The sequence below is a fragment of the Micromonospora deserti genome (assembly GCF_003236335.1).
GTDB classification, from domain to species: Bacteria; Actinomycetota; Actinomycetes; order Mycobacteriales; family Micromonosporaceae; genus Micromonospora; species Micromonospora deserti.
In genome coordinates, this window is sequence record NZ_POUB01000201.1 from 1 (window position 1) to 11,131 (window position 11,131).

At 71.3% G+C, this 11,131-nt stretch carries 10 protein-coding genes; 3 read left to right on the plus strand and 7 right to left on the minus strand.

Annotated features, from left to right (window positions below):
- Nucleotides 1-388: 388 nt before the first annotated feature.
- The 7 genes from speB to C1I99_RS23180 form a co-directional block, all read right to left on the minus strand.
- Entirely contained in the window at nucleotides 389-1,402 is a 1,014-nt protein-coding gene (speB, locus tag C1I99_RS23150) for an agmatinase (RefSeq protein ID WP_111136317.1), read from the minus strand.
- Nucleotides 1,399-1,719, minus strand: a complete 321-nt coding sequence (locus C1I99_RS23155) for a saccharopine dehydrogenase C-terminal domain-containing protein (protein ID WP_233512663.1) — start codon at nucleotides 1,717-1,719, stop codon at nucleotides 1,399-1,401. The genes speB and C1I99_RS23155 overlap by 4 nt, the downstream gene beginning before the upstream one ends.
- Entirely contained in the window at nucleotides 1,719-3,140 is a 1,422-nt protein-coding gene (locus tag C1I99_RS23160) for an NAD(P)/FAD-dependent oxidoreductase (RefSeq protein WP_111136318.1), read from the minus strand. Before C1I99_RS23160 ends, C1I99_RS23155 begins: the two co-directional genes overlap by 1 nt.
- On the minus strand, nucleotides 3,137-3,937 hold the full coding sequence (locus tag C1I99_RS23165) for an ABC transporter permease (RefSeq protein ID WP_111136319.1): 801 nt from the start codon (nucleotides 3,935-3,937) through the stop codon (nucleotides 3,137-3,139). Before C1I99_RS23165 ends, C1I99_RS23160 begins: the two co-directional genes overlap by 4 nt.
- A 58-nt stretch (nucleotides 3,938-3,995) precedes the next feature.
- Nucleotides 3,996-4,907 carry an ABC transporter permease gene (locus C1I99_RS23170; RefSeq protein ID WP_111136320.1) on the minus strand — a complete coding sequence of 304 codons (912 nt, stop codon included), beginning with the start codon at nucleotides 4,905-4,907 and terminating at the stop codon, nucleotides 3,996-3,998.
- Nucleotides 4,908-4,971: 64 nt separating this feature from the next.
- Nucleotides 4,972-6,123: an ABC transporter ATP-binding protein gene (locus C1I99_RS23175; RefSeq protein ID WP_111136321.1), complete on the minus strand. Its 1,152-nt coding sequence runs from the start codon at nucleotides 6,121-6,123 to the stop codon at nucleotides 4,972-4,974.
- Between the two features lie 5 nt (nucleotides 6,124-6,128).
- Nucleotides 6,129-7,313 (minus strand): polyamine ABC transporter substrate-binding protein, encoded by a 1,185-nt coding sequence (locus C1I99_RS23180; RefSeq protein WP_111136322.1) that lies wholly within the window; start codon nucleotides 7,311-7,313, stop codon nucleotides 6,129-6,131.
- A gap of 203 nt (nucleotides 7,314-7,516) precedes the next feature.
- On the opposite strand from C1I99_RS23180, the gene C1I99_RS23185 reads away from it, so the two are divergent.
- The 3 genes from C1I99_RS23185 to C1I99_RS23195 form a co-directional block, all read left to right on the plus strand.
- Entirely contained in the window at nucleotides 7,517-8,029 is a 513-nt protein-coding gene (locus C1I99_RS23185; RefSeq protein ID WP_111136323.1) for an Lrp/AsnC family transcriptional regulator, read from the plus strand.
- 315 nt (nucleotides 8,030-8,344) lie between these two features.
- Nucleotides 8,345-9,691: an aspartate aminotransferase family protein gene (locus tag C1I99_RS23190; protein ID WP_111136324.1), complete on the plus strand. Its 1,347-nt coding sequence runs from the start codon at nucleotides 8,345-8,347 to the stop codon at nucleotides 9,689-9,691.
- 79 nt (nucleotides 9,692-9,770) lie between these two features.
- The coding region (locus C1I99_RS23195) for an NAD(P)/FAD-dependent oxidoreductase (RefSeq protein WP_199562359.1) at nucleotides 9,771-11,131 on the plus strand (1,361 nt) is incomplete at its 3' end.

Consider the following 11,131-nt stretch of genomic DNA (forward strand, 5'->3'; position numbering starts at 1 on the left):
CCCGGCGACCACCGCCACCCCCGCCGCCAGCATGTGCTTGCGCCGCACCTTCACCGTTGTCTCCTCCCGTCGTCGGTGATGTTCGCGTCCGGGTACGCGGTGGGAGCGATACCCAGTTCAGGACTGTGACCTTGTGCGAAAAGAACCTCCCCTTGAACCCCGCCGGCTGCCCTTGGCGATCGGGGTTGAGCTGCGCCACGATGGGCGCGAGGAGGTCGCCGACGGCAGACCACCCCGCCGGTCGAGCTGACCGACGACGGGTTGGCGAGCTTCGCCCTTCTACCTCAAGCGATCTGACGCAGGTCGTTGCCGTAGTCGAAGATGATGCGGAGCCGAGCCCCGAGCGCACGAGTCGCCGAGCAGCAGCACGGGCATTACGGACATCCGGTCAGCGGCCATCCAGCAGGGGCTGGTGGGGGTCCCACCGCTGGCCGCCGGCGGCGTCGCGGCGGCGGCGGGCGATCGCCGACAGCGCCTCCAGCACCACCCGGTTGCCCAGGTAGGCCGTGATGTCGGCGTGGTCGTAGGGCGGGGCGACCTCGACCACGTCGACGCCGACCACGGGCAGCTCGTAGCAGCACCGGCGGACCGCGTCGAGCAGTTGCCGGGAGGTCAGCCCACCCGGTTCGGGGGTGCCGGTGCCCGGCGCCATGCCCGGGTCGACCACGTCCACGTCGACGGAGAGGAAGACGCCCTCACACTCGTCGACGGCGATCGCGAAGGCCTCGGACAGGCATGAGTCCAGGCCACGCGACACCAGTTCGGTCATCTCGTACGACCGCATCCGCTGCCCGGCCATCCAGGTCAGCGTCTCCGGCCCCGGCCAGTAGCCACGCAGGCCGATCTGGAGGAACCGGTCGCCACGTACCGCCCCGGACTCGATGAGCCGGCGCATCGGCTGGCCGTGCCCGTGCAGCGAGCCGAACTCGATGTCGCCGGTGTCGGCGTGCGCGTCGAAGTGCACCAGCGACACCCGGCCGAGCCCGTGCTGCCGGGCCACCCCGGTGGCGTCGGGCAGCGCGATGGAGTGGTCGCCGCCGAGCACGATCGGGATCGCACCGGAGGAGGAGACGGTGTAGACGGCGGATTCCAGGGCCGCCAGGGAGCGCTCGATGTCGCCGGAGAACATCTCCACGTCGCCGGCGTCATACACCCGCAGGTCCCGCAGGCCGTCGACGCGCAGCGCGAGGGACGGCCGGGAGCCGTCGTGCGGCAGGTAGCAGGCCTGCCGGATGGCCGACGGGCCGAACCGGGTGCCCGGCCGGTGCGAGGTGCCGCCGTCGAACGGCGCCCCGACGATCACCACGTCGGCGTCGGCGAAGGACGCCGGATCGGACAGGTCGCACGCGGGTACGCCGAGGAAGGTCAGGTCCGGCCCGTACATCGCGCCGTAGCGCGTCACCGCTCCTCCATTCCCCACGGCGAACCGTAGCCGTTGAGCAGATCCAGGTAGGGCTGCGGCGGCAGCGCCTCCGGGCCGAGCACCCCGGTGCCGGACCAGGCGCCGGTGGCGAGCAGTTCCAGCGCCACCACGGCGTTCACCGCGGTCTGCCAGGCGACGGCCTGGTGGCTGTACTCGCTCATCGACCATTCGTTGTCGACGACGTGGTGGGGGTCGACCGCCTTGAGCACGTGGGTGATCCGGTGCTCGCGGCACAGGTCGGCGAGCGCGTCCGCGGACGCGGCGTCGACGGTGGCGGCGACGAGCAGGACCCGCATCAGGAATCAAACCCCAAACCACACCGATCGAGCGTACGGAGCCAGAGGTTCCGCCGTCCCTGCCGCGCGTCGGCGCGGGACAGGGACCAGCGGGTGAGCTGGATGCCGGTGGCCCGCAGCGGCTCCGGCGGGAACGGCAACGGCTTGCTGCGCACCAGCTCCAGCCGGGTCAGCGGGGTGTCCTCGCCGCTGAGCAGGTCGAGCATGACGCGGGCACCGAACCGGGTGGCGCCGACGCCGAGGCCCGTGAAGCCGGTCGCGTACGCCAGCCGCCCGCCGTACGCGGTGCCGAAGAACGGGCAGAACCGGGTACAGGTGTCGATCACCCCGCCCCAGCGGTGGCTGAACCGAAGGCCGTCGAGCTGCGGGAACGTGGTGAAGAAGTGCTGGGCGAGCGCGGTGAAGGTGGCCGGCCGCTGCTCAAGTTCGGGGGCCACCCGGTTGCCGTAGTGGTAGATCGCGTCGTAGCCGCCGAAGAGGATCCGGCCGTCCCCGGTGATCCGGTAGTAGTGGAACTGGTTGCCGGTGTCCGCGAGTCCCTGCCGGTTCGCCCAGCCGATCGACGTCCGTTGCGCCTCGGTCAGCGGCTCGGTCATCAGCGCGTAGTCGTAGACCGGCACGATCCACGCCCGCAGCCGGCGCAACAGCGGCGGGAACGCGTTGGTCGCCAGCACCACCTGCCGGGCGCGTGCCGAACCGGGTGCGCGGTCGGCACCGCCGGCGGTGGTCGCCCGCAGCGCGGCGCCATCGCGGCGCAGCCCGGTGACCCGGGTGTGCTCGTGGATCCGCACCCCCACCTCGACGCAGGCGCGGCGCAGCCCCCAGGCGAGCCGGGCCGGGTCGAGCATGGCCACCCGGTCGCGGTCCCAGAGCCCGCCGAGGTACGTCGGCGAGTCCACCTCGGCGCGCACCTCGTCCCGGTCGAGCAGTCGTACGTCGTGGCCGTACCGGCGGGCGAGCCCGGCGTCCTCGGCGAGCCCGTCGAGCTGGTACGGCTCGACGGCGACGGCCAGTTCGCCGGTGCGCTCGAAGTCGCAGTCGATGCCGAACCGGCTGACGGTGTCGGCGATGGCGTCGAGGTTCTGCCGCCCGAGCCGCTCCAGCACGTCGATCTCGTCGGGGAACCGCTCGACGCCGTTGGCCAGCCCGTGGGTGAGCGAGGCGGCGCAGAACCCGCCGTTACGCCCGGACGCCGCCCAGCCGCAGGTGCCCGCCTCGACCAGCAGCACGTCCCGCTCCGGGGCGTCCCGCTTGGCCTGCAACGCGGCCCACAGGCCGGCGTAGCCGCCGCCGACGACCAGGAGATCGGTGTCGGTACCGCCGGTGAGGGCGGGCAGCGGGTCGGGGCGTTCCGGACGGTCGAGCCAGTACGGCACGGGCGCCGCGTCGGCGAGCGCCGGGCCGGTGTCCGGGCCGGTCACGAGAACCGCTTCGCCCGCCGGCCGCGCAGCGTGCTGGCCAGGACCAGCAGCAGCGCGATCAGGAACATCGCGGTGCCGATGACGTTGACCTGCGGCGGGATGCCCCGCTGGGCGGCTCCCCAGACGTACATCGGGAACGTGACGGTGGTGCCGGCGTTGAAGTTCGTGATGATGAAGTCGTCGAACGACAGCGAGAAGGCCAGCAGCGCGGCGGCCACGATGCCGGGCAGCACCAGCGGCAGGGTGATCCGCCGGAAGGTCTGCCACTCGCTGGCGTAGAGGTCCATCGCGGCCTCCTCCAGTCGCGAGTCCATCCCGGCCAGCCGCGCCTTGACGGTCACCACCACGAACGACACGCAGAACATCACGTGCGCGATGACGATGGTCCAGAAGCCCTGTGGCACCCCGGCGGAGACGAACAGGGCGAGCAGCGAGGTGCCCATCACCAGTTCCGGGGTGGCCATCGGCAGGAAGATCAGCACGTTGATCCCGGACCGGCCACGGAACCGGTGCCGCACCAGCGCGAACGCCATCAGCGTGCCGAGCACGGTGGCCACCACGGTGGCGAGGAAGCCGATCTGCACGCTGCGTACCACCGCGTCGCACATGTCGGAGGTGGCGCAGGGGCGCCGCCAGTTGTCCAGCGTGAACTCGTTGAAGTCGTACGACAGCCGGCTGGACGGGCGGTTGAAGGACAGGCCGGCGACCACGGCGATCGGCAGGAAGAGGTAGCCGAGCACCAGCAGCGCCACGCCCATCAGCCAGCGGTCGGCCAGCCAGCGGGAGATCCGGGTCATCGGAGCCGCCCTTCGTTCGTGACCGCGCGGCTCCGCTGCGCTGCACTCCTCGCGCTCATCACAACACCTCGTCCGTGCCGGCCTTGCGCAGGTAGCCGAAGACCACCGCGAGGATCGCCGCCATCAGCAGGAACGACAGCGCCGCGCCCTGCGGGTAGTCCAGCCGCACCAGGAACGCCGAGTCGATGACGTTGCCGATCATGTACTCCTTCGGCGTGCCGAGCAGCTCCGCGTTGATGTAGTCACCGCTGGCCGGGATGAAGAAGAGCAGCGTTCCGGCGACCAGGCCGGGCATCGACAACGGCAGCGTCACCTTGCGGAACGCCCGCAGCGGGCTGGCGTACAGGTCGCTCGCCGCCTCCAGCAGCCGGTAGTCGAGCCGCTCCAGGCTCGCGTACAGCGGCAGCACCAGGAAGGGCAGGAAGTTGTACGTCAGGCCGAGCACCACCGCGACCGGGGTGGCCAGCAGCCGGCCGTCCGGGCCGAGCAGGTGCACGTCGCGCAGCAGCCCGACGATCCAGCCGTTGTCCGACAGGATGGTCTTCCAGGCCAGGGTGCGCACCAGGAAGCTGGTGAACATCGGGGCGACCACGCAGACCAGCAGCAGGTTCTTCCACCGGCCGGCCTTCTGCGCGATCGCGTACGCCAGCGGGTAGCCCATCAGCAGGGCGAGCACCAGCGCCATCCCGGCGTAGAGGAAGGACCGGGTGAACTGCGGCCAGTACGCTTGAAGCGCGTCCGGGTAGTTGCCGAACGCCCAGGTCAGCGCATACCCGGTGGCGAGTGAGCCGCTGGGGTCGTAGAGGCTCGCGGCGGCGAGCTGCACCAGCGGCAGCGCGAAGAAGAGGAACAGCCAGGCCGCGCCCGGCAGCAGCAACAGGTACGGCAGGAACCGGTACCGCCCGGACCGGGCGGCCGGCGGCGTCGCCGGCTGCCCCGATCCGGTGGGTACGTGCGCGAGAGCACTCATGCCGCCGTCTCGCTTCGCTCGGCGCCGGCCGGCGCGGCGGTACCGGGCTGGCTGGTTCGCTCGCTCACGAGGCGGCTCCCACCGGCTCGTCGAGCACCGGCGTGGTCCGGTCGTCCTGGCCCGGTTCGCGGGGCAGCAGGAAGGCGTGCCGCGGATCCCAGTACGCCACCGCCTGGGTGCCGACCGGCAGAGGCCCGGCCGCGCCGCTGTTGGCCACGAACACCGACAGCTCGCTGCCCCAGCCGGTACGCAGCAGGTACTGGGTGCTGACCCCGACGTAGGAGGCGTCGGTGACCACCCCGGTGACGTGCTGGTGCCCGGCGGGGACCTGGTCGGCGGAGCCGACCAGGTGCAGCTTCTCCGGGCGTACGCCCAGGTAGACCGGCCCGTGGTCGATCCGGGACCGGCCGACGGGCACCGAGTAACGACCGCCGTGCGCCGTAACCGGCACCTCGCCCCCGGCGGGCCCGGCCGCCTCGGCGGCGAGCAGATTGGACTGGCCGAGGAAGTTCGCCACGAAGGCCGTGGCGGGGAACTCGTAGATGTCGGCCGGGGCGCCGAGCTGCTCGATCCGGCCGGCGTTCATCACCGCGACGGTGTCGGCCATCGTCATGGCCTCCTCCTGGTCGTGGGTGACGTGCACGAAGGTGATGCCGACCTCGGTCTGGATCCGCTTCAGCTCGATCTGCATCTGCCGGCGCAGCTTCAGGTCGAGCGCACCGAGCGGCTCGTCCAGCAGCAGCACCTGCGGGTGGTTGATCAGCGCCCGGGCCAGCGCCACCCGCTGCTGCTGCCCGCCGGAGAGCTGGGCGGGCCGGCGCCGGCCGTAGCCGTCGAGCTGCACCAGCGACAACATCCGCTCGACCTGGTCGCCGACCTTGCGGATGCCGCGACGGCGCAGCCCGAAGGCCACGTTCTCGAAGATGTCCAGGTGGGGGAAGAGCGCGTAGCTCTGGAACACGGTGTTCACCGGCCGCTTGTACGGCCGCAGCCGGGCGATGTCCCGGTCGCCGAGCAGCACCTGCCCGCTGGTCGGCGCCTCGAGGCCGGCGATCATCCGCAGCGTGGTGGTCTTGCCGCAGCCGGACGCGCCCAGCAGGGCGAAGAACGAGCCCTGCGGGATGGTCAGGCTGAGGTCGTCCACCGCGGTGAAGATGCCGAACCGCTTGGTGAGGTTGGCCAGCCGCAGGTCGCCGGCCGGTGCATCGTGTCCCATCGCTGTCACGCCCCGATTACCTGCTGGAACTTGGCCTCGTACTCGCGCTCCTGCTTCTCGTCCAGGGCCATGAAGACCCTGGACTTCGACAGCATGGCCTCGTCGGGGAAGATCAGCGGGTTCTCGGCGAGCTCCGGGTCGATCTTCTCCATCTCCGTCTGGGCACCCTTGACCGGGCAGATGTAGTTGACGTATGCGGCGAGCTGCGCGGCGACCGCCGGCTCGTAGTAGTAGTTGATCAGCTCTTCGGCGTTGCCCTTGTGGGTGGCCTTGTTCGGCACCAGCATGTTGTCCGACCAGAGCATCACGCCGGACTCGGGCACCACGAACGCGATGTTCTCGTCCTCGAAGCCGAGCTGGATGACGTCGCCGGACCAGCCGATGCACGCGGCGATGTCACCCTTGGCCAGGTCGGGAGCGTAGTCGTTGCCGGTGAACCTGCGGATCTGGCCGGAGTCGACGGCCTTCTTCAGCTTGTTCAGCGCGTCGTCGAACTGGGCGGAGGTGAAGTTCGCCGGGTCGTGACCGTTGGACTGCAACAGCAGGCCGATGGTGTCGCGCATCTCGCTGAGGGCGGTCACCTTGCCCTTGAGGTCGGGGCGGGTGAGCAGCTCGTCGACGGTGCGGATCTCCTTGGTCACCTTGCCGTTGTAGGCGAGGCCGGCGAGGCCGGACTGCCACGGGATGGCGAGCTGGTTCTCGGTGTCGAAGGACCGGTTGCGCAGCGACGGGAGCAGGTTGGCATCGACGTTGGGCAGCTTCGACCTGTCCAGCTTCTGGATCCAGCCGAGGCGGATCATCCGGGCGGCCATCCAGTCGGTGAGGACCATGATGTCCCGTCCGGTGGCCTGGCACCCGGCGAGCTGGTTCTGCACCTTGCCGAAGAACTCGTTGTTGTCGTTGACGTCCTCGGTGTAGGTCACCTGGATGCCGCTCTTGGCGACGAACGCGTCGAGGGTGGGCCGCTTGGACTCGTCCTTCTCGTCGACGTCCATGTACTGCGGCCAGTTGGAGAAGGCCAGTTTCTTCTCGGTGCCGGAGAGGTCCTCGCTGACACAGCCGGCCTCGGTCTGCGTGGCGGCCTTGGTGCCACAGCCGGCCACCGAGCCGCCCGCGGCAAGCAGCGCGGCCGAGCCGAGGGTGCCGGTGAGCAGTCCACGCCGGGTGAGGGGCCGGAGGGGAGTTCGCATGTGACGACTCCTAGGGGGTCATCGTCGGCGGCAGGACGGGGTGGCGCGCCGGCGGGAGGGTCAAGTGCGGTGGACGACTGATCCTGACATGAGGTGACCTTCCTTACAAGGGATTCCGTTGCGGGATTAGCCCTGGACGACGAAATACGCCAGACTGCGCGGTGACACTAGGCTCAACCCGGGACGGACATGGGGAGCGGTCGATGGCGAACCGGCAACAGGACAACGGCAACGGTGGACGGCGGGTCACCGTTCGTGACGGCGCGAGCCACGTTCTGCTGGACGACGTGGCGAAGCAGATCATCGAACAGCTCCAGGAGGACGGCCGCCGGCCGTACGCCACCATCGGCAAGGCGGTCGGGCTCTCCGAGGCGGCGGTCCGCCAGCGGGTGCAGCGGCTGCTCGACGCCGGGGTGATGCAGATCGTCGCGGTGACCGATCCGCTCCAGCTCGGCTTCCCCCGGCAGGCCATGATCGGCCTACGCACCAACGGCGACCTGGAGGCGGTCGCCGACCGCCTCGCCGAACTGGAGGAGGTGGACTACGTGGTGATCACGGCGGGCTCGTTCGACCTGCTCACCGAGGTGGTCTGCCGCAACGACGACCACCTGCTGGAGATCCTCCAGCGGCTGCGGGCGGTCGAGGGCGTGCTCTCCACCGAGGCGTTCGTCTACCTCAAGCTGCGCAAGCAGACCTATTCGTGGGGCACCGCCTGACCAACCGTCGCCGGCGGGCAGCGGTCCGCGGTCGACGTGGGCGCACAGACGGGGCAGCTCGACAGCGCCCGCACCGGCCGTGACCCGGTGGCGGTCGACACGACGGGTCCCACCAGCCCCGGCTCGACGCCCGCCACACCCACAGCAAGCCGGGATACGGATTCCGTTGCTCACCGCACAGCTGCTCGCTGATTCCGTTGCTCTAGGAGCCGTTCGCCACCGATCACACTTGCTTTCCGCCCCAGGGCTGTGGGATAACCGTGGGCAGAGCGGCCGGTGTCACCCCTGACCGGCCCGAGACTCGATGGGGCTGACATGGCCAACGCCACCGACCACCTCTGGATGCACTTCACCCGGATGGCGAGCTACTCCGACACCGCGGTACCGACCATCGTGCGCGGCGAGGGCGCGTACATCTGGGACTCCCAGGGCCGCCGTTACCTCGACGGGCTCGCCGGGCTCTTCGTCGTCAACGCCGGCCACGGCCGCGCCGAGCTGGCCGAGGCCGCCGCGAAGCAGGCCGGCGAGCTGGCGTACTTCCCGCTCTGGTCGTACGCCCACCCGAAGGCGGTGGAGCTCGCCGAGAAGATCGCCGCGCTGACACCGGGTGACCTGAACCGGGTCTTCTTCACCACCGGCGGCTCCGAGGCCGTCGAGGCGGCGTGGAAGCTGGCCCGGGCGTACTTCAAGCGCACCGGCAAGCCGACCAAGCACAAGGTGGTCAGCCGGTACATCGCCTACCACGGCACCTCGATGGGCGCGCTGTCCATCACCGGCCTGCCCGGGATCAAGAGCGACTTCGAGCCGCTGGTGCCCGGCGGCATCAAGGTGCCGAACACCAACTTCTACCGCGCGCCAGAACACGGCGACGACCCCGAGGCGTTCGGCCGCTGGGCCGCCGACGAGATCGGCCGGGCCATCGAACGGGAGGGGCCGGACACGGTCGCCGCGGTCTTCCTGGAGCCGGTGCAGAACTCCGGCGGCTGCTTCCCACCACCGCCCGGCTACTTCGAGCGGGTACGCCAGATCTGCGACGCGTACGACGTGCTGCTCGTCTCCGACGAGGTGATCTGCTCGTGGGGCCGGCTCGGCGAGTACTTCGGCGCACTCCGCTACGGCTACCAGCCGGACATCATCACCACCGCCAAGGGCATCACCTCCGGGTACGCCCCGCTCGGCGCGATGATCGCCAGCGACCGGCTGATGGAGCCGTTCCTCACCGAGACCGGCATGTTCGCCCACGGGGTGACCTTCGGCGGCCACCCGGTCTCCTGCGCGGTGGCCCTGGCCAACCTGGAGGTCTTCGCCCGCGAGGACCTGGTCGGGCACGTCCGGGCCAACGAGGCGGCGTTCCGGGCCACCCTGGAGAAGCTGCACGACCTGCCGATCGTCGGCGACGTACGCGGCGACGGCTACTTCTACGGCATCGAGCTGGTCAAGGACAAGACCACCCGGGAGACCTTCGACGAGGCCGAGTCCGAGCGGCTGCTGCGCGGCTTCCTCTCCACCGCGCTGTTCCAGGCGGGCCTCTACTGCCGCGCCGACGACCGCGGCGACCCGGTGGTGCAGCTCGCCCCGCCGCTGACCGCCGAGCAGCAGCAGTTCGACGAGATCGAGCAGATCCTGCGGGCCGTGCTCACCGAGGCGTGGTCGCGCCTGTAGACCCTCGCCCGTCCCGGCCGGGTCGGCCCCGCGCCCCCACGGCGCACGCCGGCCCGGCCGCCGTCGTACCGGAGTGGTGATGCGCTACCAGGACCTGTCGTACTGGATGTCCACCGTGGACGAACCGTTGACGCCGCGCCCGCCGCTGCCCGGCGACACCGACGCCGACGTGGTGATCGTCGGCGCGGGTTACACCGGGCTGTGGACGGCGTACTACCTGGCCGGCGCCGACCCGGGCCTGCGGATCATCGTGCTGGAGTCGGAGATCGCCGGGTACGGGGCCTCCGGCCGCAACGGCGGCTGGTGCTCGGCGCTCTTCCCCACGGCGCTGCCCGCGCTGGCCCGCCGGCACGGCCGGGACGCCGCGATCGCCATGCAGCGGGCCATGCAGGCCACCGTCCGCGAGATCGGTCGGGTGGCCGCCGCCGAGGGCATCGACTGCGACTGGGCGTACGGCGGAACAGTGGTGCTCGCCCGCACCGGCCCGCAGCTCGACCGGGCTCGAGCGGCCGTCGCGGAGGCCCGCGAGTACGGGCTCGGGCCGGAGGACCTGGCGCTGCTCGACGCCGACGAGGCCGCCGCCCGCTGCGCCGCCGAGGGCGTACGCGGCGGGACGTACACCCCGCACTGCGCCGCCGTGCACCCGGCCCGGCTGGTCCGTGGCCTGGCCCGGGCGGTGGAACGCCGCGGGGTGAGCCTCCACGAGCGGACCCCGGTGACGGCGATCCGGGCCGGCGCGGCGGTGACCCCGGCCGGGACCGTGCGGGCGCCGGTGGTGGTCCGGGCCACCGAGGGCTACACCCCGGCGCTGCCCGGGCACCGCCGCACGGTCGCGCCGGTCTACTCGCTGATGGTGGCCACCGAGCCGCTGTCGCCCGAGACGTGGACGCGGATCGGGCTGGCGGATCGGGAGACGTTCTCCGACCACCGGCACGTGATCATCTACGGCCAGCGCACCGCCGACGGGCGGCTCGCCTTCGGCGGGCGCGGGGCGCCGTACCACTTCGGATCGCGGGTCTCCCCCGGCTACGACCGGGAACCGCGGGTCTTCACCGCGCTGCGGCGTGCCCTCGGCGAACTCTTCCCGGTGCTCGGCCCGGACGTGCCGGTGACCCATACCTGGGGCGGCCCGCTCGGCGTGGCCCGGGACTGGGCGGCCTCGGTCGGTTTCGAACGGGCCAGCGGGCTGGCCTGGGCCGGTGGCTACGTCGGCGACGGTGTCGGCACCAGCAACCTCGCCGGCCGCACCCTGGCCCACCTGATCCGGGGCGAACCCAGCGACCTGACCGCCCTCCCCTGGGTCAACCACCGCTCGCCCAGGTGGGAGCCGGAACCGCTGCGCTGGCTCGCCGTCAACGCTGGTCTGCGCCTGATGCTCTCCGCCGACGAGGCGGAGATCCGCACCGCCCGCACCGCCCGCCGAGCCGCCCTCCTCAACCG